We start from the raw sequence: 21,813 nt of genomic DNA, 5'->3' as shown, positions 1-21,813 counted from the left end.
TACGGGCTACGGGCTACGGGCTACGGGCTACGGGCTACGGGCTACGGGCTACGGGCTACGGGCTACGGGCTACGGGCGTTCGGGCACGCTACCGCCGGGCGAGGCCTTCTGAAGGTCTCGCCTAAGCGCGGCCGCGCGGGTGTCGTGGCCTCGTCCGTGAGGCGTTTTGCGGTGTCTGCCGCCGGCGGTTAACGCGGGAGTCGGGCGTTACGGGCGCGGCGCTCTCGCGGGGGCAGGGCCAGGCTGGTGAACGGGTCCGAGGCCGTGTCCAGCGAGAGGTTGGGGTTGTAGGCCGGGTCGTTGAGCAGCGCCTGGCTCCAGCGGCGGCGCAGGTTGGCCATCTCGCGCTGGGCGCGGGCGGCCTTCTCGGCGCTTTCGTCCTTGCCGCGGGTGGCGGACTCGGCATGAATCAGCCGGGCCTCCGGCGTCCAGACCACGGCCTGGCCGCGGGCGCGCAGCTTCAGGCACAGGTCCACGTCGTTGAAGCCGACGGGGAAGTCGCGCGCGTCCAGTCCGCCGATCGCCTGGTAGTCGGCGCGGCGCATCAGCAGGCAGGCGGCGGTCACGGCCGAGAAACGCTGGGTCAGGTGGTTCATGCCCAGGTGGCCGGCGTCGTCGTTCTGCCAGGCGTTGCCGATGTGGGCGGCCAGGCCGTGCACGCCGCCGATCACGCCGCCGTGCTGGACCATGCCGTTGGGCCATTGCAGCTTGGCGCCCACCGCGCCGGTGCCGGGACGCATCAGCAGCGCCACCAGGCGGCACAGCCAGTCGTCGTGCAGGCACTCGATGTCGTTGTTGAGCAGGCCGATGACCGGGGCGGCGGCCTCGCCGTGGGTGCGGGTCAGATGGGCCACGGCGGCGTTGTTGATGGCGGCATAGTTGAAGGCATGCGGGTAGGCCAGCACCTCGACCGTGAGGCGCCCGCCGCTGCGGCCCAGGGGGCGCGTGCCCGCGGCGGTCTGTTCGGCGAAGTAGGCCCGCGTCTCGGGGCGTTGCGACTGGTTGTCGACGATCAGCACGTGCACCTGGCCCGGGTAGTCGGTGTGCGCCAGCAGGGTATCGAGGCAGCGCTTGAGCAGCCCCAGGGCATCCCGGGTGGGGACGATCAGCGCCACCGCCGGCCAATCGTCGAGCCGGCGGGTCAGGCGGCGCAGGCTGTGATGAGCGGGGTGCGCGGCCAGCGTGGCGAGCGGATCGTGGTGCGCCAGCCGGGCCTGCAGCCGTTCCAGGTGCTCGGCGGCGCAGGGGGCGTCGGCAAGGCCGTCTTCCGCCCAGGGGCGGGCGCGGTGGCGCAACGGCTCGGGCAGGTGCCAGATCGCTTCGGCGTCGCAGCATTCCACGGCGGCATAGGTGAGCTCATCGGGGGTGGCCGGCGGACGCGGGTGGTCGCGCAGCACGTCGCTGCGTACCAGGCACAGCCCGGCACTCAGGAAATCCTGACACCAGTGGCGGTCCGGGTCCCAGGCGGGCAGGAAGCCCGGCTGGCGCGGGGCATCGGGCTGGCGCGCGGGGGCGTCGAAGTCGCTGTAGACGATCGCCGCTTGCTGCTCGTGCAGCACCTGCCAGGCCCGGGCGAGCGCGCCCTCGGCCAGGCGGTCGCCGGGCTCGAGCTGGGCGATGGCGTCGCAGCGTCGGCAGGCATCGCTGAGGGCCTGCTGGTAGGCGTGCGTATCGTCGGGGGCATCGATGACCCAGGTGCGCACGCCGAGCGCGGGCGTGTCGGGCAGGTGCAGCGCGCCGCTGCCGAGCTGGATCACGCCGACCGTGACCGGCCCCGAACGCGAGGGCGCCTCGGGTGGCGTGACCGGGAAGGCCGCCAGCCAGGCCGGGTAGTCCGCCGGATCGACACCCCGCGGCAGCAACTGCTCGTAGCGCTCCAGCTGGCGGGTCAGCAGCGTGCGCTGGCTCTCGGTCGCGGCGTGCGCCTGCCAGTGGGCCAGGCCTTCGGGCCATTCCTGAATCACCACCGGGCTGCCGGCCAGCTCGCGCCCCTGGTCGTCGCGCACGGTCAGCACATGGCGCCGGCCGTCGGCCAGCGACAGCGGCAGGCGGATCTGGAAGCCCCCTTCCACGCGCTCGTGGGGCTCGCCGGCGGGCGTGGGAAGTGCGTCCCAGCGGGTCGGCGTGGTGCGGGCGATCCGCTGCCCCTGCTCGTGGACCTCGATGCTCGCCTGGCGCTGTGGGTCGTGGGTGTCAACCAGCCAGCCGCGCAGCACCAGCCCGGGTTGCCAGTGCACGCGCGAGTGTTCGGGGGTGCGGTTGGCCGGCGGGGCAGCGGGCAGTGTCAGCGTGTCGAGCGGCCGTTCGGCATTGGCGAGCGTCAGGGTCAGCTGCCGGCAGGCGTCGAGCTGGGTATCGCTGAGCACGACGCTGAAGCCGTGAGCGCCATCGCCGGGGGCCTCGGGGTGGAAGTCCTCGGCCTGGGCCAGGGCCAGCGGGCGGCCGTCGCCGTGAATGGCGACGGCCCAGCGGCGGCCGGGGGCTGCAGCGTCCCAGGCCCAGCCCTTGAGCAGGTTGCCGTAAAGGCCGGTCAGCCGGCCCTGGCCGTCAGACGATGCCGTCATGGTGGCTCTCCGGGGTGGTTGCAGGGTGGCCACGGCGGCGGGGCGACCCGTGGCGCGCCAGGGCGAGGCGGTGAATCGGGCGCGAGCCGCCGTCGGCGGCCACCTGGGCGTCGGCGGGCAGCGTGTCGGCCAGGTCCTCGGGCAGCCACCAGGGGAGGGGCCGCTCGGCGGTGTCCAGCCAGCGGGCATCGGCCAGGGTCAGTGGCGTGGTGTCGAGCAGCACCACGCCGGCCAGGGGCAGGTAATGGCGCAGCAGGTCGACCCGTTCGCGGTAGCGGCTCTCGGCCAGGGGCAGCGGGAACAGGTGGCCGCTGCGCCAGGCGGAGGCCGGCCAGGCGGCGCGCCGCAGCGGCAGCAGGCGGGCGCCACGGGGCTCGCGCGCCTGGGCCTGCAGCCAGTTCACGAAGCGCGGCTGGCTGAGGCTGGCGCTCGTGCCGGCGACGGCGAGCAGGCGGGGCGTTTGTGCCGCGATGCCCGGCATGGCCGGGGCCAGGGCCGGGGGCTCGGCGTACGAGCGTGGCCGCGGCGTGCACCAGGCCGGCAGCCAGCGCTCGAGCCAGTTCGGCACGCTGTCGTCCCGGGCGTCGATGGCGGTCATCCCCAGGGCGTGAAGGTCGTCGACGAGCAGGGCGCGGTCGTCGGGCAGCGTGTAGTCGAGCCGCCAGCGATGCGGCACGTTGCCGGTGAGGGTCAGCCGCTGGCGCTGACGGGAGAGGGCCAGGGCGATGCCCCGCTGCCCCTGGGTATCGGCGGTGTCCAGGGCGCGTTCGGCATGGGCCAGGCTGGGCCACAGCGGCAGGGTGGCCGGGGCGTCCAGATCGCGCAGTGCTTCCATTGGCTGGGTGCGCAGCCAGTGTCGCCACAGGCGCCGGCGCCCGGGGAGCAGGCTATCGCGCTGCAAGGCGGCCGTGAAGGCGCGTTCGGCCTGCGGGTAGCGTGCCTCGAGGACACTGAGATTCTGCATGACGCGCAGGCGCTTCTCGGCGCCGAACGAGACGCCGCCTTCGTGGGCGACGACGACATCGAGCGCGCCGCGATGGTGCCAGCCCTGGGCGGCGGCGCGGTAGCACCAGTCGGACTCCTCGCCGTAGCCACGGATCAGGGTCGGGTCGAGCCCGCCGAGGGCGTCGAGGGCATCCCGGCGCAGGTAGAGGCAGAAGCCGCAGCCGGTGGGAAGGCGTGCGTCACGGGTGGCGTCGTTGCCGTTGGCCTGGCTGGCGGCGCGGTCGAGCCGGGCGAGGGCGTCGTCGTCGGGGGCCGGCGCGGGGTCGCAGGGGGCCAGGTAGCTGAGCAGCTCGCCGTTGTTGGAAAGCGGCGTGGCCGAGGCCGTACGCGCGTGACGATAGGCGGTGTGCTGCAGCCGGTCGAGCCAGTCGCCGTGCACGCGGGTATCGCTGTTGAGCAGCACCACGTCGTCGGCGGTGTGCAGGCCCAGGCCGTGATTGACGGTGCCGATGAACCCCCGGTTGAGCGGCTGGCGGTGCAGTTCGATGTCGCCGCGCGCGGCGTAGGCGTCGAGCAGGGCGACGAGCTCGGGTTCCGGGCTGGCATCGTCGATTACCACCAGGCGCTGGAAGGCCCGGTTGGCCGCCCGGTGGGCGAGCACGCTGTCCAGGCAGCGGCGCGTCACCTCGAGGCCTCGATACACGGGGACCAGCACGGTGACCGCGCGACGCTGAGGCTCAGCGTCTTCGGCCGGCAGCGAGGCGTCGGGGCGGCGGTGCGGCGGCCGGGTGTCCTGCAGGCTCAGCGGGCCGCCGACCAGCTGGCGAGGCTGGCCCTCGGCATCGGCGATGCTGACCGCCAGCGACTCGGCCTGCCCTTGCAGGGCCAGCTCGAAGCGCAGGCAGTCGACACGCTCATCGCCCTCGAGCGTCAGGGGGTGTCGCCGGGTGGCGGTGAAGGCGATGCGGCGCTGGCCCGCCTGCAGGGTCAGTGTCGGCGTCGGGGTGTCGGGCGCGATCAGGCACCAGCCCTGGAGGCGCTCCCCGGCCTGGCGGATCGCGCCGAACGGCCAGCCGAAGGCCCGTTGAAAGAGGGGCGCCAGCCGGCGCAGCTCATCGGGAGCGTTCAGCTGGGGGGCGTGACGGGCCAGCAGTTGGCGCAGGGGCGCCGGCGAGGCGGCGTCGGCCAGGTGCGTGGCATGGGCAACCAGCAGGTCGGGACGGGTCGGCTCGCTGCGGTAGGCCTCCGCGGCGGCTACCGAGGCGAGGGCTCGCCAGGCCTTGGCATCCCCGGCGCGTGGCGAGCGGATCGTGGCCAGCCGTTCGAGCAGCCGCAGGGCCGAGACGTCCTCGTTCTTCAGGACGAGCGAGGCCAGTGCGGCCAGACCGGTATCGACGGTTTCGGCGGCAGGCGCACGTGCGGCCAGCAGGCCCATCCAGAGCAGGGCGTCGTCTCGCGTGCGGGGGTCGCCCAGCAAGCCGCGGGCGACGTCGAGGACGCTGTCGCTGTCGCCCGCGGCCAGCCGGGTCTGGAGCTCGCGATGTAGACGGTTGAAGGTATCTGCCACGAAACGGTCCATCGGAACAACACAAGGCGCGCTTCCCGAACCGTCGTCAACGGCTCGGGAAGCGGGCCTGCAAGGTGACAAAGGCGGGGGGAAGACTCCCCCCGCCAGACGCGTAGCCGTGCTTAGACCAGGAAGTCCCAGTCGGAAGGCGATTGCTGCTGCAGGTTGTTGTTGAACTCGTCGGACTCGACGAAGCTGTTGGCGACATCGCTCAGGGAAGCCCCTTTCGCGAATTCATCCGACCAGTACTGCGCGCCCTCGGCATCCGGGTCGCGATCCAGGAAGGCCTGGTAGAAGGCATTGACCGTGTCGGTGATTTGCGTCGGCGTGCTCGGGTCGAGCGGGATATCGCCGTACAGGGCCTGGCCTTCGTCGGACAGAACGAAGCTGGCGGCGACGTCGCCCAGCCGGGCGCCAGACTGCAGCTGTTCGGTCCAGTACTGCATGCCGCCCAGGTCCGCATCGCTCTGGTCGGCATCGCGCTCGAGGGCGGTGTCATACAGCGTGGCCAGGGCAGAAACGTTGTCATCGTATTCGATGATCTGGTTCTCGTCGGCGAACTGCAGGTTCTCGGCGTTGACCAGCGAGTCGCTTTCCCCGGTGGTGTTGTCGACCACGGTCACGACCGCACCCTTCTGGGTGATCGTGTAGTCTGCCGCGTTGCCGTCGAAGACGACGGTGTCGTCGCCGCCGCCACCGTAGATGCTGTCGTCACCGGCACCACCGGCGATGGAGTCGTTGCCGGCCCCGCCGTGAATGGTGTCGCTGCCGGCGCCGCCATCGATGGAGTCGTCCCCGGTGCCGCCACGCACGGTGTCGCTGCCGGCACCGGCATCGATGGTGTCGTTGCCCGCGCCGCCGCTGACGCTGTCGTCACCGCCGGTGGTGATCAGGGTGTCGTCGCCCAGGCCGCCATCGATGGTGGTGTTGTGGTCGCCGTCGACGGTGAACTGGTCGTCGCCGTCGGAGCCGACGATTACGCGATCGACGGTGTTGAAGTGGGCGACATACCCTTGGGCTCCGTCGAAGACATAGGCGCGGCCTGAATCGCGACCGGAGTCGTCGAAGTTGAGCGGGCTGTCGGTCGTGCCGCGCCCTTCGCCATCCCCCAGGTTGATGAACAGCGCGTCGGCATTGCTGCTCTGTAGATCGGCGACAGTTTCGACCTGCTCGGCAGAGCTATCAGGTTGTAGCAGCGTATCAATCGCTGCCTTCAGCTCTGAGCCATGAGCGGCTTCTACCTTGTCAGTCGCCTCTTGAATAGAAGCATACTGCTGGGCCATTGCTTAACCCCTTTCGTGGATTCCCTTTTCATGAGCCCTTGCGAGCTCACACTGAAATGCCGGCGCTGGGCCGGCCCGTATCGCGCGTGCGTGGTTGCTGCCTGCGCGGCCGCACACGGCGATCAGCACGCATGCGCCATACTTGTCGTCGGGCTCGGGGCCGTGTCGTCGAGACCTGGGCAGCGCCTCGAGCCCCTGGCGGCCCGTTGTCGATTGTTTCGGTGATGAGCCTTGGGGGGAAACGCTCGGGATCGGGCATCGTTCATCGCGAGCGTCTGTTTTACCTGTCAGCTTCCGCGCTTTCGATGAAGGCGCTGTTTCACGCCTCCTGGGTGTCATCCGTGGTGATGTGCGTGACCTCGGGGTCCAGCCAGGATGAACGCTGCGGGGGCGCTGGCTGTTCGCGGTGCGCCTCGCGGACCCGGTGCTGAAGGTGCAGCCTGAGGGCCACCAGGTGCGCCCCGGCCGCCGGCCGTCGCGTGCCGTCGAGCGGCAATCGCGTGCCATCGGAATACGCGGCTTCACCGGTCAGTCGGTAGTTCTCTGTCTCGGCGCCTTGCAGCTGGAAGCCGATGTTTGCAATCGGCGCGGCACGTCGACGCGTCCCCAGGTAGTCTCCGGCCTGGCCGTTCAGCCGGTGCTCCCCTACCTGGCACCAGCCGCTGATGTCGACCGTGGCGGGGCGTGTCGGCCAGTCGATCTGAACGCCTTCCAGGCGTGCCCGGCCTTCGGGATTGCCCAGCCATTCACCATTGCCCACGGTGACATCGCCACGGCGTTCGATGTGGCCGGTAAGAGAGAATGCCTCGGCGGTTTCCAGGCGGGGGGCCGGGGCTTGCTGGCTGGCCTGTGCCAACGGCTCGATACGCCAGTGCACGCCCGCCGTGTCGAGCAGCGGCTTGGGGGCGTACTTGCTGATGGCCACCACGACGTTGCCGCCGGTGACATTGAGAACCAGGTAGTCGCCGGGGCGCTGCAGCGCTCCTTCTGTACCGCCGTCGGGCGTGGTGATGGACAACTGGCCCGAGGGGTACAGCGGCGCCTGGCCGACGCCCAGCGGCGTGGCTTCGGTCGCCCCCTGTGCGGCGATGTAACGGATGACGTATAGCCCCGGCTTGAGAGCCTTGAGCACGGTACGTACCGCGATGGCGTCGTTGATATCGGCTGGTTGAGGCATGGGTGCGCTTCGATGAAGTTTAGTTAAGTAAACTGCGGACAGCTTGCGGGTGATGCTAACTCAAACAAATGGAGGGTGTAACCGCTCAACCCATACTGTCAGAGATCTCCTACATGCAAAGCCTGGAAAACCAGCCGTTGTCTGCAAGATATGTCATTTTGTTGGCATCTGACCGGGGTCGGCGTGGGTATGGCTGGCGTGGCACGGTCCGCTGCGATGGAGCCCCTGTGAGCCGGGGACATCGCAACACGGCATGATTACGCTGTCACCACGCAGGCCGGCAGGCCCGTGACCCCCGGGCGCACGGCGAACAGGGCGCCGGCCTGTGGCTGGTCATCGCAGCCGACGGCAGCAGTGGTAATATACAGGGTGCCCAGGTCGTCGCCGCCGAAGGTGCAGCAGGTGACCCGCGAGGCGGGCAGGGCGATCTCCCGGTCGCGGCGACCGTCGGGCAGGAAGCGGCTGACCCGGCCGCCGTCCCAGTGGGCGACCCATAGGCCGCCTTCGGCGTCGAGGATCATGCCGTCGGGGTAGCCGTCCGCCTCGGCGAAGCGCCGATGCACGCGCTTGTCGATGAGGTTGCCGTCGGCGTCGATGGTGAAGGCGTAGATCGTGCGCGCCGGGCTGTCGGTGTGGTAGAGCGTGCGGCCATCGGCGCCGATCGCCGGGCCGTTGGTCACCGTGTAGGGCGCGTCGACGCGGTGCAGGCCGCGGGCGTCGAGACGCAGCAGCCGGCCGCTGGCGGCCTGTTCGTGTTCGTCCATGATGCCGAACCACAGGCGCCCGGCAGGGTCGGCCTTGCCGTCGTTGAGGCGGTGCCCCGGGGCGTCGGCGACGGGGCAGGCCAGCGTCTCGCCGAGGCGCGGGCCGTCGGCGTCCAGGTGCAGGCGCACCAGGCGCGTGCGCAGCCCGGCGACGAAGCCGCCGTCGGCATGCGGGGCGAGCCAGCAGCAGGCCTCGTCGAGCGGCCAGCTCCGGGTGTCGCCGGTGGCGGGGTCGTGGCTCATCAGCCGGCTGCCGAGGATGTCGACGAACAGCAGGCGCCGCAGCTCGCGGGACCACAACGGGCCTTCGCCGAGCCGGGCGCGGCCCGGCCACAGGCAGTGCGGGGTGTCGGACATGGGCGATTCCTCGATGGTGTCGGGTCGAAGGGCGTAGCCTGACGGATCGGGGCGCCGATGGAAATGTCGGGCGCCGGGCAACCGGGCGCCGGGCAACCGGGTGCCGGCTGCCGGGTACCGGGCAGGAGACAGGTGCTGGGGGTGCGCCCGCCGGGCGGGTGGCGCCGAGCCAATTCGAGAAAAGGAAGCGCCGTGAAGTTGTTGATTCTGGATGCCGGCCATTGCCTGAGTCTGGCGCTGGCGCGCGAGGCCAACCGGCGCGGGGATACCGAGCTGGTGATCGAGGAGGGCGTGTCGCTGTCGCCGCGCCGGCTGGCGGAGCTGGCGCCGGACGCCGTGGTGATCCCGCCGCTGGTGGAGCCCAGCAGCGCCGATCCGTCGACGGTGATGGCCCATGCCGAGGCCGTCGAGGCGTCGCTGGAAAGCTGTCAGGTGGCCGACGTGCCGCTGGTGTGGTGCGTGTCGGACCAGCTCTACGAGGACGGCGGCGAGACGCCGATCGACGAGCACATGATTCCCGAGCCCCGCGACGATAACCTGCGGCGGCTGGTCAAGACCGGCAACCGGATTCGCGCCGGCCTGCCGCGTCATCTGCTGGTGCGGCTGGGGCCGCTGTTCGCGCTCGAGGGTCGCGGGGCCTGGCTCAATGAACTGATCGACCAGCTGATGGCCGGCGAGACGGTGCGCGCGGCCGAGGACGTGATCGTCTGCCCGACCTCGGTGGACTCGGTGGCGCTGGCGCTGGTCGGCATGCTCCAGCAGCTGGACTGTGGCGCAAGGGCCTGGGGCGCCTATCACCTGGCCGGCACCGAGCCGGTGAGCATCTACACCTTCGCCTCGGTGGTGCGTACCCAGCTGGCCACGCGCCTCGAGGGGCTGGGTTGCGCGGTGACGCTGGGCGGGCTCAAGGCGCTCAACCATCACCACGACCAGCCGCTGCGCCGGGTGCTCAACTGCCGCCGGGTGCTGGATGCCTTCGGCGTGCACCAGAAGCCATGGCGCCTCGAGCTGGGCCGCATGCTGGATACCTGGTGCCAGGCCTACCACAGCCAGGAGGTGTCATGAACGCCCTGCGCAGCGCGATCTTCTATGTCGGCTACTTCCTGGCGATCCTGGTCTTCGGGCTGCTGTGCCTGCCGGTGGCGCCGCTGCTGCCGCTGGCCGGACGCTATCGCCTGCTCAACCTCTACAACCACTTCATCGTCGGCTGGTTCGCCCGGGTGTGCGGCGTGCGCTACGAGATCCGCGGCCGCGACAACGTGCCCGCCGGGCCGGTGGTGATCCTCGCCAATCACCAGTGCGAGTGGGAGACGCTGTTCCTGCAGGTGCTCAAGCCGCCGGTGTGCACCGTGCTCAAGCAGGAGCTGCTGCGCCTGCCGCTGTTCGGCTGGGCCCTGCGTCTGCTGCATCCCATCGCCCTGGACCGTTCCCGCCCGGCGCGGGCCATGAAGCAGGTGCTCACCCAGGGCCCGCGGCGGCTGGGCGAGGGGCTGTCGGTACTGATCTTTCCCGAGGGCACCCGGGTGAAGCCCGGCGTGCGGCGGCGCTACAACAAGAGCGGCGCGGTGATCGCCTGTCGCGCCGGGGTGCCGGTGCTGCCGGTGGCGCACAACGCCGGCGAGCGCTGGCCGGGGCGGCACTGGGTCAAGAACCCGGGGCGGCTGTCGGTGGTGGTCGGCGAGCCGATCGCCACCGAGGGACGTACCCCCGAGGAGGTGCTGGTCGAGGTCGAGAGCTGGATCGAGGCGCGGCTGGCCGAGATCTCCGAGGTGCCGCGTCCGGCGGCGGCCACCCGGAAGGATACCGCCTCGGCGTGAGCGGTTGACGAAAGCGCACAATGCAAGACGCCCGGCCGACTGGCCGGGCGTCTCGGTTCGGCGGGAGCGAGCGTCGCTCAGTCGCGGTACTTCTGCAGCACCAGGCAGGCGTTGGTGCCGCCGAAGCCGAAGCTGTTGGAGAGCACGCGCTCCAGGGTCACGCCGTCGCGGCGCCGGGTGACGATGTCGAAGCCGTCGGCCTGATCGTCGAGCGACTCGATGTTGGCCGAGGCGGCGACGAAGTCGTTCTTCATCATCAGCAGCGAGTAGATCGCTTCCTGGACCCCGGTGGCGCCCAGCGAGTGGCCGGTGAGCGACTTGGTGGAGCTCATCGCCGGCGTGGCATCGCCGAACACCTCGCGGATCGCCTTGAGCTCGGCGACGTCGCCGACCGGCGTGGAGGTACCGTGGGTGTTGATGTAGTCGATGTCGCCGTCGACGGTGGCCATGGCCTGGCGCATGCAGCGCGCCGCGCCCTCGCCGGAGGGGGCGACCATGTCGTAGCCGTCGGAGGTGGCGCCGTAGCCGACTACCTCGGCGTAGATCGTCGCGCCGCGGGCCTTGGCGTGCTCGAGGTCCTCGAGCACCACCATGCCGCCGCCGCCGGCGATGACGAAGCCGTCGCGGTCCTTGTCGTAGGGGCGCGAGGCCTTCTCGGGACTGTCGTTGTAGCCGGTGGACAGGGCGCCCATGGCGTCGAACAGGCACGACAGGGTCCAGTGCTCCTCCTCGCCGCCGCCGGCGAAGACCACATCCTGCTTGCCGAGCTGGATCTGCTCGACGGCGTTGCCGATGCAGTGCGCCGAGGTGGCGCAGGCCGAGGAGATCGAGTAGTTCACGCCCTTGATCTTGAACGGCGTGGCCAGACAGGCGGAGACCGTGCTGCCCATGGTGCGGGTGACGCGGTAGGGGCCGACGCGGCGCAGGCCCTTCGCGCGCAGGATGTCCGCCGCCTCGACCTGGTTGGCGCTGGAGGCGCCGCCGGAACCGGCGATCAGCCCGGTGCGCTCGTTGGACACCTGCTCGGGGGTGAGCCCGGCGTCCTCGATCGCCTGGGCCATCGCCACGTAGGCATAGGCCGCCGCATCGCCCATGAAGCGGCGCTGCTTGCGGTCGACCAGGGCGTCGAGATCGATGTCGACCACGCCGGCCACCTGGCTGCGAAAGCCCAGCTCGGCGTACTCGTCCTTGAAGCGAATGCCGGAGCGCCCTGCCTTGAGCGCGTCCAGAACCTGGTGCTGGTCATTGCCCAGGCAGGAAACGATGCCCAGGCCGGTGACTACCACTCGTCTCATGGAAGCCTCCTGATCAGAAATTCGCGGTGGAGGTGAACAGACCGACACGCAGGTCGTTGGCCTGGTAGATGTCCCGGCCGTCGACCGACACGGTTCCATCGGCAATGCCCAGGATCAACCGCCGCGTGATCACCCGCTTGATGTTGATGTGATAGGTGACCTGGCCGGCGTCCGGCAGGATCTGGCCCGAGAACTTGACCTCGCCGCAGCCCAGTGCGCGGCCACGGCCCGGGTGCCCCAGCCAGCCCAGGTAGAAGCCGACCAGCTGCCACATGGCGTCCAGGCCCAGGCAGCCGGGCATCACCGGATCGCCGGGGAAGTGGCAATCGAAGAACCACAGGTCCGGATGGATATCCAGCTCGGCGATCAGCTCGCCCTTGCCGTGCTCGCCGCCGGTTTCCTGGATGCTGGAGATGCGGTCGAGCATCAGCATGTTGGGCGCCGGCAGCTGGGCGTTGCCCGGGCCGAAGAGCTCACCGCGGCTGCAGGCCAGCAGTTCTTCGTAACTAAAGGAGTGTTGCTTGCTCACTGAGTCGTTCCGAGAGTCAGAATTGTTGTGCCCCGCACTCTGCGCGACGCGCCTAGTCTACTGGCAGCGTGAAGCGAATGCACGCCGGCCCCCAAGGCTAGTGGGCGCCGGCCGCCGGCGCAACGCCCCTTTGGACGGAGGTCGGCTTGCGCCGGTGTTCGCGAGCGGGGCATGATGCCCGGGTTTTCTCCGCCTCGAGACACCGCACGATGAGACACCATGTGGCCCGCCTTCACGCTTAACCGCCCGACCAGCTGGATGGGGCTGGCCGCCCTGTCGGCGATGGCCTGGCTGCCGCTGCTCGGCCTGCGCCTGGCGGCGCTGGGCATCGTCGCCGTGGCGCTGGTCGACGGCTGGCGGCAGATCCATCGGGAACATCAGCGTCGCCGGCTCAGCGAGGAGGCCATCAAGCTCTCCGGCGACGGGGTGATCATCGCCGATCGCCACAACCGCATCCTCGGCATCAACCCGGCGTTCACCGAGATCACCGGCTACACCCGAGATGAGGTGCTGGGGATGGACGCCTCGATGCTCTCCTCGGGGCGCCACGACAAGGCCTTCTATGAGCGCTACTGGCAGACCCTGCAGGCCACCGGGCGCTGGGAGGGCGAGATCTGGAACCAGCGCAAGCACGGCGACCAGTTTCCCGAATGGCTGCGCATGCAGGCCTGCCATGATGCCAAGGGCCGGGTCAGCCACTATGTGGGCCTGTTCACCGACATTTCCCGTCACAAGGCCCGCGAGCAGGACCTGCGCCGCATCGGCTTCGAGGACCCGCTGACCGGGCTGCCCAACCGCCGCCGGCTGCACGACCTGCTGACCTCGCGGCTCAACCGCCTGCGCGCCGGCGAGGGGCTGGACCTGGCGCTGATCGACATCGACGGCTTCAAGGCGATCAACGACGCCCTGGGCGTGGACGATGGCGACCGGCTGCTGGCGCGCTTCGGCCAGCGCCTGGCGGCGTTCGTCGCCGGCGGCGTGGTCGGCCGGCTGGGCGGCGACGAGTTCATGGTCATCCGCACCACCACCTTCGACGACCACGAGGCGTGGGTGACCAGCCTGCGCGATCACCTGTGCGAGCCGTTCGACATCGCCGGCAATGCGCTGCGCCTGGGGCTGACCATCGGCAGCTGTCGCGCCCCGGACGACGGCCGTGACTCGGGGGTGCTGTTCCAGCGCCTGGAGTCGGCGCTCTATACCGCCAAGCGCCATGGCCGCAATCACAACCGGCGCTTCCGGCCGTCGCTGGAGGTCGAGGGCGACCGCCAGCTGGAACTGGTCAACGAGCTGCGCCGTGCGCTGGCCCAGGGCGACCAGCTCGAGCTGTACTACCAGACCCAGCATCGTCTCGAGGACGGCGGCCTGGTGGGCATGGAGGCGCTGCTGCGCTGGCGCCATCCCCAGCAGGGCATGATCTCGCCGGGGGATTTCATCCCGCTGGCCGAGCGTCACGGCCTGATGGCCGCGCTGGGCAACTGGGTCATCGATCGCGCCGTGGCGCAGCTGGCCAACTGGCAGGCTGTGGGCATGCCGCGGGTGCCGGTGTGGGTCAACATCTCGGCACTGCAGCTGATCCAGGGCGACCTGGAGGCGCGACTGGCGGCGGCGCTGACGCGCCATCACGTGCCCGCCGCCCTGCTGGGGCTGGAACTGACCGAGTCGGTGCTGCTCGACGAGCGGGCCGGCGACGTCTCGCCGCGACTCGAGGCGCTGCGCGCCCAGGGCCATCCCATCGCCATCGACGACTTCGGCACCGGCTACTCGTCGATGGCCTACCTCAAGCGCCTGCCGGTCGACAAGCTCAAGCTCGACCGCGCCTTCATCCGCGCGCTGCCCGAGGATGTCGCCGATGCGGCGATCGTCGCGGCGGTGCTGGCCATGGCCCGGGGGCTGTCGCTCGAGGTGATCGCCGAGGGCGTGGAGACCGAGCCGCAGCGCGACTTCCTGATCGCCGAGGGCTGCCTGTATACCCAGGGCTTCCTGTTCGCCCGGCCCCAGCCCGCGGCGGAAGTCGAGGCCCGCTACCTGCGCGCCCTGCAGACTGCCTGATCCTCCCGTCTCCACCCGTGACCCGTCATGGCGTGCCGGTCCGCGGCGCCGGGCGGGCGCCGGGCTTGGCCAGCAGCAGCTGGCAGGTACCGATGGTGCGTTCGCGAAAGCCTCCCTCGCAGTAGCTCAGGTAATAGCGCCACAGGCGAATGAAGCGCTCGTCGTAGCCCAGCCGGCGCACGGTGTCGAGGCGGGCCTCGAAGCGCCGCCGCCACTCGCCCAGGGTGCGGGCGTAGTGGGGGCCGATCTCCTCCAGGTCGATCAGGTTCAGCGTGCTGTGGCGGGTCATGGCCTCGAGAATCGCGGTGTGCGAGGGCAGGAAGCCGCCGGGGAAGATGTAGCGCTTGATGAAGTCCGCCTCGCGTCGGGCCGCCGTGTAGCGCTGGTCGTGGATGGTGATCGCCTGCAGCGCCGCCAGGCCGTCGTCGGTGAGCAGCCGGTCCAGCGTCGCCAGGTAGGCGGGCAGGTACTGATGGCCCACGGCCTCGATCATCTCCACCGAGACCAGCCGGTCGAAGCGCCCCTGCAGTTCGCGATAGTCCTGCCTGAGCAGCGTGATGCGATCCTCGAGCCCGGCCGCGGCGATGCGCGCGGCGACGTCGGCGTACTGCTCGTCGGACAGGGTGGTGGTGGTCACCCGGCAGCCGCGGGTACGTGCGGCGTGAAGCGCCAGCCCGCCCCAGCCGGTGCCGATCTCCAGCAGGTGATGCTCGGCGCGCACGTCGAGCTTGTCGAGCAGGTGGTCGAGCTTGCGGGTCGAGGCCGTTTCCAGGTCGGCGTCGGCCGTGGGGAACAGCGCGCTGGAGTACATGCGGTGCTCGCGGTCGAGGAACAGCGCGAACAGCTCGTTGCCGAGGTCGTAGTGCGCCTGGATGTTGCGCCGCGCGCCGCGCCGGGTGTTGCGGCGCAGGGCATGGAACCCGCGCAGGGCGAGCTTCGCCAGTCGCGCGCTGCCGGTCTCGACCCGGGCGTTGACGTGGGCGATGTTGCGGGCGAACAGCCGCGTCAGGGCGACCAGGTCGTCGGTTTCCCAGTCGCCGTCCATGTAGGCCTCGGCGGCCCCCACGGTGCCGCCCAGCGCCAGCCGTCGCCAGGCCCGCTGGCGGTGCAGCACCACGGTCACGTTCAGGTCGCCGCCACGTCCCAGGCGGTGGCGGGTGTCGCCGTCGATCAGCAGCAGTCGCCCGCCCTCGAGGGCATCCAGGCGGTCCAGCAGGCGGGGCTTGAGATGGCGCAGCAGCCAGCCGTCGCGCTGGGCGGCCGGGCGGCGCAGGGGAAGGGGGCGCAGTGAGGTCACGGTCGGCTCTCCTCGGTGGCGGCGCCGGCGTCGGGGGGCTTGCGGGCGCAGCGGCCGCCGCCGGGGTGGTCATGGACGGGCGTGCGCTTGAGCCACAGGCGCAGGGCTTGCCAGTGGATGGCGGCGACGGTCTTGAGGCTCATCAACGGATGGCGGGCCAGGGTGCCCAGCAGCGCGGCGCGGGTCGCCGGCTGCCCCTCGAGAGTCAGGGTGGCGTCGAAGTGCCGGACTCCCGCGCGGTGGGCCTCCATGTGCATATACAGGTACCGGCCCGGGGCGTTGAAGCGCCAGTGATAGGTCATGTCCATGGGGTTGAACGGCGAGACGTGCAGCGCCTTGGTGAAGTGGGCGGCATGGCTGTGGCGGGCGGGATCGACCTCGCAGGCGTAGACCCGGCGCTCGCCCCAGGGGGTATTGGTGACCTCGCCGAGCAGGGCGCGCAGCCGGCCGTCGCGGTCGTGGACGTAATAGAGGGTGATCGGGTTGAAGGCCATGCCGAACAGGCGCAGCTGGGTGAGCATGGCGATGCGGCCGTCGGCACGGGCCGCCACCGTGTCGCCCAGTTCCTGGCGCAGGCGCTCGCGCACCGCCTCGTCCAGCGGCCGGTCGCGAGGGGCGAGGTAGTCCTCGCGGCGAAAGCGCGCCAGGGCCAGGCGGCGGGCGCTGAAGCCGGGTACGCCGTCGAACAGGGCGGGCAGCTCGTCGAGTTCCAGCCAGAGCATCCACAGCCGGTAGGTGAAGGCGTGCGTGCGCGGCACGACGCGCCGATGGCGCAGTTCGCCACGATAGAGGCGGCTGCGTGGGGGCGCCTTCATGCCGGTGCCTCCCTGGTGGACGCGGCGGCCGGTGAGGCTGCGGCCTCCGGCGCCGTGCCCAGGGCCGCGGCGACCCGCCAGGCGCTCCACACCCCGTCCTCGTGGAAGCCGTTGCGCCAGTAGGCGCCGCAATAGTGGGTGCGCCGGGCGATGCCGGAGATCTCGGCGTGGCGCGCCTGGGCGGCGATGCCCGCGAGGGTGAAGCTCGGATGCGCGTAGCGGTAGCGGCCGAGAATGCGCGCGGGATCGATGCTGGCGGTGTCGTTGAGGGTCACGCAGACGGTGCGAGGCGCCTCGAGTCCCTGAAGGCGGTTCATGTCGTAGGTCACCGAGGCCCGGGCCTCGTCGCCGCGACCGTCCAGGCGGTAGTTCCAGCTCGCCCAGGCGCGGCGCCGGCGCGGCAGCAGCCGGGTGTCGGTGTGCAGCACCACGTCGTTGTCCTGATAGGGCAGGGCACCGAGGATCTCGCGCTCAGCGGGGCTGGGGTCGGCGAGCAGCGCCAGCGCCTGGTCGGCATGGCAGGCCAGCACCACCTGGTCGAAGCGGGCCTCGCCGCGGCCCGTGCTCAGGGTGACGCCGTCGGCGTCGCGGCGGATCGATCGCACCGGGCAGTCGAGCTCGATGCGCTCGGCATAGGGCCGCGTCAGGGCGGGAATGTAGCGCCGTGAGCCACCGGGGATGGTGTACCACTGCGGCCGGTCGTCGATCGACAGCAGGCCGTGGTGGTGAAAGAAGCGCACGAAGAACGCCAGCGGAAAGGCGTCGAGCTCGGCGATGCTCGCCGACCAGATCGCCGCGCCCATCGGCAGCAGGTAGCGCTCGCGGAAGTCCGCGCCGTAGCCGTTGCGGTCCAGGTAGGCGCCGAGGGTGAGTGATGCGTCCAGGCGGCCGCTGTCGAGATCGTGCGTCGCCTCGCGGTTGAAACGCAGGATGTCGGCGAGCATGCGGTAGAAGCGCGGCCGCAGCAGGTTGCGGCGCTGGGCGAACAGCGTGGCCAGGGTATGCCCGTTGTACTCGAAGTCACGCCGGGCATCGTGCACCGAGAAGCTCATCTCGGTGGGCCGGGCGGGCACGCCGAGCCAGGTCAGCAACCGGTTGAAGTGCGGGTAGGTACGGTCGTTGAAGACGATGAACCCGGTATCCACGGCATAGTCGCGGCCGCCGAGTGTGACATCGACGGTGGCGGTATGGCCGCCGAGGCGCGAACCGGCCTCGAACAGCGTGACGTGGTGGCGGGCCGACAGGTAGTGGGCCGCGGCCATGCCGCTGATGCCGCTGCCGACCACCGCGATGTGCTGGGCGTGACTCATGAGACGGCCTCCGTGTGGTGCCGGCGGCGTACCAGACGCCGGCCCAGGCGCAGCCGCAGCGCCGGCGGCAGCAGGCCGGCCAGCTTCACCAGAGCGGTGAAGCGGCGCGGGAAGTGGATGTCCAGACGGCGGCGCTCCAGACCGTCGAGGATCGTCCGGGCGGCGGCATCGGCGTCGATGCGCAGCGGCATGGCGAAGTCATTGCGTTCAGTCAGTGGCGTGGCCACGAAGCCGGGATGCACGAGGCTGATGTCGATGCCCTCGTCGGCCAGGTCGATGCGCAGCGACTCGAGGAAGTGGCTGAGCGCGGCCTTGGAGGCGCCGTAGGCTTCGGCCCGGGGCAGCGGCAGGTAGGCGGCGGCGCTCGACACCGCGGCCAGCAGCGGGCGCGAGCCCGACTGTTCGCGAGCGCGGCGCAGCAGCGGCAGGGCGGCGTCGATCACCCGCACGGCGCCATGGAAGTTGATCGCGAAGACCCGCTCCACCAGCGCCGGATCGAAGCGGCGGACGTCCAGGTATTCGCAGGTGCCGGCGACATGCAGCAGCACGTCCAGGCCGCCGAGGTGCGTACCGAGCGTGTCGGCGGCCTCGTGGACGGATCGAGGGTCGGTCAGGTCGCAGGGCAGCACCAGCGCGCCCGGGTAGTGAGCGGCCAGGCGCTCGAGCGGTTCCCGGCGGCGCGCACTCAGTGCCACCCGGTGACCCTGCTCGAGGAGCCGGCGGGCGAGTGCCTCGCCGATTCCGGAGCTGGCGCCGACGAGCCAGATGCGCCGCCGGCCGGACAGTCCCTGCATGATGACCTCCTCCTCGCGCCACCGGTCAGGCCAGGCGGCGCTTCAGGTAGCGGATCGCGCCGCCGAGCAGCGGTACGTGCTCGTAGAGCAGCGCACCGGCATCGAAGTAGTCGTGATGCTCGCGGACCCGCTCGGCCTCGAAGCGCAGGTACGAACAACCGTCCGCCGTGACCGGGCGCCCCCCGGCCAGGGCCGGATGCGTCACCGTCAGGGTCCAGCGGACGAAGGCCCGATCGCCGTCGTGCAGGCGTTCCGCGAAGGTGAAGCGGCAGTCGCCGACCCGCGTGTAGAGCGTGTCGAAGTAGCGGATCAGTGCCTCCCGTCCCTCGATGTGGTGCCAGGGATCGCGAAAGCTGACGTCCTCAGTGTAAAACTCTGCGAGTCGATTTGTACAGGTTTTGTCCAATTTATTGTAGAAGGCGCAGAAGGCCTCCAGGGACGAGTCACGGGTCATCATCGCCTCCGGGGTGTGGGCCGGAATCGGCCGGGAGAAAGCGGAGCTAGCGGTGTAGCCCCACCAGGTTGTTCACGCAAAGGCCCGACCGGCTAACCGCAGGAGCATCCAGGCTGGCCGGCCCGCCGCAGTCACCTGTGGGCGGAGATTCATCCCCGACAGCGGTGGCCCGATGGCGGGTTCATCGCGACTGAAGTCGCTCCCACCACGACGGTGGCCATGCTGGCCGGCCTGATTGAGGAGCTTGTGGGCGGCGATTGGGCCCCGGCGGTGGAGCCCGGTGGCCGACCCATCGCGACTGAAGTCGCTCCCACGGCCAGGCTCCGGATGAACAACCTGCCGAGAGATCACATCTAGCTCCTGGGCAGGGCCTTGAAGGCCGCCAGGGCACGTTCCCGGGCCGCCTTGTGGTCGACGATCGGTGGCGGATAGTCGGCCGCTCCCGGGGCATCGCGGGGCGGGGCGTGTCGCGCCTTGGCGGGCAGCTCGGCGAGCTCGGGCAGATATTCGGCGAGGAAGCGCCCGTCCGGGTCGAAGCGCCGCGACTGGGTGGTGGGGTTGAAGATGCGGAAGTAGGGCGCGGCATCGGTGCCGGTGGAGGCCGCCCACTGCCAGCCGCCGTTGTTGGCGGCGAACTCGCCGTCGACCAGATGGCGCAGGAAGAAGGCCTCGCCACGCCGCCAGTCGATCAGCAGGTGCTTGGTCAGGAACATGGCGGTGACCATGCGCAGGCGGTTGTGCATCCAGCCGGTGCGCACCAGCTGGCGCATCGCCGCGTCGACCAGCGGGTAGCCGGTGCGTCCCTCGCACCAGGCGCGGAAGGCATCGTCATCGTCGCGCCAGGCGAGAGCCTCGGTGTGGCGCTGGAAGGGGCGGTGGCGGCAGACCGCGGGGAAACCGGCCACGATGTGCTGGTAGAACTCGCGCCAGACCAGCTCGTTGATCCAGCCGGTGAGGCCGGCGTCGCCGTCGCCGAGATGGCCGCCGTTTTCCGCCATCGCCGCCTGCAGGCACTGGCGGTGGGAGAGCATGCCCAGCGCCAGGTAGGGCGAGAGCTCGCTGGTACCGGCGATGGCCGGCAGGTCGCGCTGCTCATGGTAGTGGCGCGCCCGGTAGCGCAAAAAGCGTGCCAGTCGGTCGGCGGCGGCCGTCTCGCCGGCGGGCCACAGTCGGGCGTCCACCGGCGTGTCGGCCAGGCGTGGCGCGTCCGGCAGCGCCTCGGCGGCGATCGGCAGCGCGGTCTGCACGGTCGGCGCGTCGCGCAGGGCCAGCCGTTCGGCGTCGATCTGGCGGTGCCAGGCTCGGGCGAACGGGGTGAAGACGCTGTAGTAGTGCCCCTGGCCGGTCAGCAGCTCGCCGGGTTCGAAGGCCACAGCATCGGTCCAGGCGTGACTGGCCAGTCCGGCCTCGCGGAAGGCCGCCTGCACGGCGGCGTCGCGCCGGGCTTCGTTCAGCGGGTATTCGCGATTGAAGTGCAGCGCGGCGACGTCATGCTCGCGGGCGATGGCCAGCAGGGTCTCGGCGGCGGCCGAGAAGTCGCCGATGTCGCGCTGCAGCAGCGGGATATGGTAGCCGGCCAGGGCCTCGCCGAGCGCCGCCACCCCGCGGCGCAGGAAGTCGATCTTGTTGGCGCCGTGGCCATGGGCCTGCCACTGCGACGGGCAGTGCAGGAACACGGCGATCACCGGCCCGCGGCGGGCCGCGGCGGCCAGGGCCGTGTTGTCGAGGGTGCGCAGGTCACTGCGGAACCAGACGAGTTGACGGGCCATGGGGGCACTCCTGCGGGTGCAAGGCGTGGGACGTTCAGCCGATCAGCGGGCGCAGCCGCTCGAGCGCCATGGTGGGCTGATCGCCCAGGGTCTCCAGCGCGGTGTCCTCGATGTCGCCGGCGCGGATGCGGGTCACCGGCCCGGCCAGGCACACCGGCACCGGCAGCTGGTCGGCCAGCCGCGGCAGCTGGCGACGCAGCAGGTCGTTGCGCTCGGCGCGACCGCTGAGCATCACCACGGCGGACGGGCGCAGGCGCTCCACCGCCAGCGGCCAGTCGCCCTGGGGCAGCGGCGCGTCGAACAGCTGCACCCGGTAGCCGGCATCGGCGGCGGCCAGCGCAAACAGCAGCGACCACAGCGAACCGGGATCGTCGGGCAGGCAGGCGACCACCACCAGGGCGCCGCTGGCGCGGAGGTTGGCGTGGTAGAGGCGGGTACCGATGCGGGTGCGCAAAAAGGCGCTCAGGAACTGGCGCTGCAGACCGGCGCCCAGCTGGTCGCCCCAGCGCTCCTCGAGCTCGCCGATCAGCGGCTGCCACAGCTCGTGCAGGCAGGTGGCGACGGGGTAGAGCGCCAGCCCCTGATTGAACAGCGATTCCAGCCGGGCGCCGTCGAGCGCCTCGATGCTGGCCAGCAGCTGCCGACGCTGGCCCTCCCAGTCGCCGCCGTCGTCGGTGAGGGGCTCGGGGGGCGTCTCGGGCTGGTCGAGCAGGTCGCGCACCTGGCTGACCGGCACGCCGCGGTTGAGCCACTGCAGGATGCGTTCGACACGCTGGATGTCGTCGCGGGCGTAGAGGCGGTGCCCCTTGGGGGTGCGCTGGGGACGGATCAGGCCGTAGCGTCGCTCCCAGGCCCGCAGGGTGACGGAGTTGACCCCTGTCAGGCGGGAAACTTCGCGAATCGGATACAGCGGAGCGCCGGTCGGATCCGTTGACTTGTCACTCATGCGCACTGGGGCCTCTTGCAGTCCAACGACACGGCACGCCTCCCGGAGGCCGTTGTCATCTAGAGAATGGGGGAGATAATT

At 70.7% G+C, this 21,813-nt stretch carries 17 protein-coding genes; 3 read left to right on the top strand and 14 right to left on the bottom strand.

The window, feature by feature from the left end:
* Positions 1–188: 188 nt before the first annotated feature.
* The 5 genes from G7A98_RS15800 to G7A98_RS15780 form a co-directional block, all read right to left on the bottom strand.
* Complete coding sequence (locus G7A98_RS15800) at positions 189–2,564, bottom strand: glycosyltransferase (RefSeq protein WP_163650641.1); 2,376 nt, start codon at positions 2,562–2,564, stop codon at positions 189–191.
* Positions 2,548–5,076 (bottom strand): glycosyltransferase, encoded by a 2,529-nt coding sequence (locus tag G7A98_RS15795; RefSeq protein ID WP_163650640.1) that lies wholly within the window; start codon positions 5,074–5,076, stop codon positions 2,548–2,550. The genes G7A98_RS15800 and G7A98_RS15795 overlap by 17 nt, the downstream gene beginning before the upstream one ends.
* Before the next feature lie 122 nt (positions 5,077–5,198).
* Positions 5,199–6,359 carry a DUF4214 domain-containing protein gene (locus tag G7A98_RS15790; protein WP_163650639.1) on the bottom strand — a complete coding sequence of 387 codons (1,161 nt, stop codon included), beginning with the start codon at positions 6,357–6,359 and terminating at the stop codon, positions 5,199–5,201.
* Between the two features lie 319 nt (positions 6,360–6,678).
* Complete coding sequence (locus G7A98_RS15785) at positions 6,679–7,536, bottom strand: hypothetical protein (RefSeq protein ID WP_163650638.1); 858 nt, start codon at positions 7,534–7,536, stop codon at positions 6,679–6,681.
* 257 nt (positions 7,537–7,793) lie between these two features.
* Complete coding sequence (locus tag G7A98_RS15780) at positions 7,794–8,657, bottom strand: SMP-30/gluconolactonase/LRE family protein (RefSeq protein WP_163650637.1); 864 nt, start codon at positions 8,655–8,657, stop codon at positions 7,794–7,796.
* A 192-nt stretch (positions 8,658–8,849) separates the two neighbouring features.
* On the opposite strand from G7A98_RS15780, the gene G7A98_RS15775 reads away from it, so the two are divergent.
* On the top strand, positions 8,850–9,722 hold the full coding sequence (locus G7A98_RS15775; protein WP_163650636.1) for a sugar nucleotide-binding protein: 873 nt from the start codon (positions 8,850–8,852) through the stop codon (positions 9,720–9,722).
* Complete coding sequence (locus G7A98_RS15770) at positions 9,719–10,474, top strand: lysophospholipid acyltransferase family protein (protein WP_163650635.1); 756 nt, start codon at positions 9,719–9,721, stop codon at positions 10,472–10,474. The genes G7A98_RS15775 and G7A98_RS15770 overlap by 4 nt, the downstream gene beginning before the upstream one ends.
* Positions 10,475–10,551: 77 nt before the next feature.
* Here G7A98_RS15770 and fabB read toward each other — a convergent pair whose 3' ends face one another.
* Both fabB and fabA read right to left on the bottom strand, forming a co-directional pair.
* Positions 10,552–11,769 carry a beta-ketoacyl-ACP synthase I gene (gene fabB, locus G7A98_RS15765; RefSeq protein WP_163650634.1) on the bottom strand — a complete coding sequence of 406 codons (1,218 nt, stop codon included), beginning with the start codon at positions 11,767–11,769 and terminating at the stop codon, positions 10,552–10,554.
* Positions 11,770–11,782: 13 nt separating this feature from the next.
* The gene (fabA, locus tag G7A98_RS15760) at positions 11,783–12,298 is read right to left on the bottom strand and encodes a 3-hydroxyacyl-[acyl-carrier-protein] dehydratase FabA (protein ID WP_163650633.1); all 516 of its coding nucleotides are present in this window, start codon (positions 12,296–12,298) and stop codon (positions 11,783–11,785) included.
* Between the two features lie 219 nt (positions 12,299–12,517).
* On the opposite strand from fabA, the gene G7A98_RS15755 reads away from it, so the two are divergent.
* Positions 12,518–14,347 (top strand): EAL domain-containing protein, encoded by a 1,830-nt coding sequence (locus G7A98_RS15755; protein ID WP_163650632.1) that lies wholly within the window; start codon positions 12,518–12,520, stop codon positions 14,345–14,347.
* A gap of 25 nt (positions 14,348–14,372) precedes the next feature.
* Here the strand turns inward: G7A98_RS15755 and G7A98_RS15750 are convergent, their stop codons facing one another.
* The 7 genes from G7A98_RS15750 to G7A98_RS15720 form a co-directional block, all read right to left on the bottom strand.
* Entirely contained in the window at positions 14,373–15,644 is a 1,272-nt protein-coding gene (locus tag G7A98_RS15750; RefSeq protein WP_163650631.1) for a cyclopropane-fatty-acyl-phospholipid synthase family protein, read from the bottom strand.
* Positions 15,641–16,459, bottom strand: coding sequence for a DUF1365 domain-containing protein (locus G7A98_RS15745; RefSeq protein WP_163650630.1), 819 nt, complete (start codon positions 16,457–16,459; stop codon positions 15,641–15,643). Before G7A98_RS15745 ends, G7A98_RS15750 begins: the two co-directional genes overlap by 4 nt.
* Complete coding sequence (locus G7A98_RS15740; RefSeq protein WP_163650629.1) at positions 16,456–17,769, bottom strand: FAD-dependent oxidoreductase; 1,314 nt, start codon at positions 17,767–17,769, stop codon at positions 16,456–16,458. Before G7A98_RS15740 ends, G7A98_RS15745 begins: the two co-directional genes overlap by 4 nt.
* Positions 17,766–18,563, bottom strand: coding sequence for an SDR family NAD(P)-dependent oxidoreductase (locus tag G7A98_RS15735; protein WP_163650628.1), 798 nt, complete (start codon positions 18,561–18,563; stop codon positions 17,766–17,768). The genes G7A98_RS15740 and G7A98_RS15735 overlap by 4 nt, the downstream gene beginning before the upstream one ends.
* A 25-nt stretch (positions 18,564–18,588) precedes the next feature.
* Positions 18,589–19,017: a nuclear transport factor 2 family protein gene (locus G7A98_RS15730; protein ID WP_163650627.1), complete on the bottom strand. Its 429-nt coding sequence runs from the start codon at positions 19,015–19,017 to the stop codon at positions 18,589–18,591.
* 353 nt (positions 19,018–19,370) lie between these two features.
* Positions 19,371–20,786 carry a deoxyribodipyrimidine photo-lyase gene (phrB, locus tag G7A98_RS15725; protein WP_163650626.1) on the bottom strand — a complete coding sequence of 472 codons (1,416 nt, stop codon included), beginning with the start codon at positions 20,784–20,786 and terminating at the stop codon, positions 19,371–19,373.
* Between the two features lie 34 nt (positions 20,787–20,820).
* A complete protein-coding gene (locus G7A98_RS15720) occupies positions 20,821–21,732 on the bottom strand; it encodes a MerR family transcriptional regulator (protein WP_163650625.1) in 912 nt (303 codons plus the stop codon).
* Positions 21,733–21,813: the final 81 nt, after the last annotated feature.

This window comes from Modicisalibacter sp. 'Wilcox' (assembly GCF_010993675.1).
Classification (GTDB): Bacteria; Pseudomonadota; Gammaproteobacteria; order Pseudomonadales; family Halomonadaceae; genus Modicisalibacter; species Modicisalibacter tunisiensis.
Note: the sequence above shows the minus strand (reverse complement) of the source record. Positions and strands in the feature narration are given on the sequence as shown.

Coding starts and splice junctions, on each gene's coding strand:
- G7A98_RS15755 (WP_163650632.1), top strand. CDS start 12,518: ATGTGGCCCGCCTTCACGCTTAACCGCCCGACCAGCTGGATGGGGCTG.
- G7A98_RS15780 (WP_163650637.1), bottom strand. CDS start 8,657: ATGTCCGACACCCCGCACTGCCTGTGGCCGGGCCGCGCCCGGCTCGGC.
- G7A98_RS15800 (WP_163650641.1), bottom strand. CDS start 2,564: ATGACGGCATCGTCTGACGGCCAGGGCCGGCTGACCGGCCTTTACGGC.
- G7A98_RS15790 (WP_163650639.1), bottom strand. CDS start 6,359: ATGGCCCAGCAGTATGCTTCTATTCAAGAGGCGACTGACAAGGTAGAA.
- G7A98_RS15730 (WP_163650627.1), bottom strand. CDS start 19,017: ATGACCCGTGACTCGTCCCTGGAGGCCTTCTGCGCCTTCTACAATAAA.
- G7A98_RS15720 (WP_163650625.1), bottom strand. CDS start 21,732: ATGAGTGACAAGTCAACGGATCCGACCGGCGCTCCGCTGTATCCGATT.
- G7A98_RS15785 (WP_163650638.1), bottom strand. CDS start 7,536: ATGCCTCAACCAGCCGATATCAACGACGCCATCGCGGTACGTACCGTG.
- phrB (WP_163650626.1), bottom strand. CDS start 20,786: ATGGCCCGTCAACTCGTCTGGTTCCGCAGTGACCTGCGCACCCTCGAC.
- G7A98_RS15745 (WP_163650630.1), bottom strand. CDS start 16,459: ATGAAGGCGCCCCCACGCAGCCGCCTCTATCGTGGCGAACTGCGCCAT.
- G7A98_RS15740 (WP_163650629.1), bottom strand. CDS start 17,769: ATGAGTCACGCCCAGCACATCGCGGTGGTCGGCAGCGGCATCAGCGGC.
- G7A98_RS15770 (WP_163650635.1), top strand. CDS start 9,719: ATGAACGCCCTGCGCAGCGCGATCTTCTATGTCGGCTACTTCCTGGCG.
- fabB (WP_163650634.1), bottom strand. CDS start 11,769: ATGAGACGAGTGGTAGTCACCGGCCTGGGCATCGTTTCCTGCCTGGGC.
- G7A98_RS15735 (WP_163650628.1), bottom strand. CDS start 18,563: ATGCAGGGACTGTCCGGCCGGCGGCGCATCTGGCTCGTCGGCGCCAGC.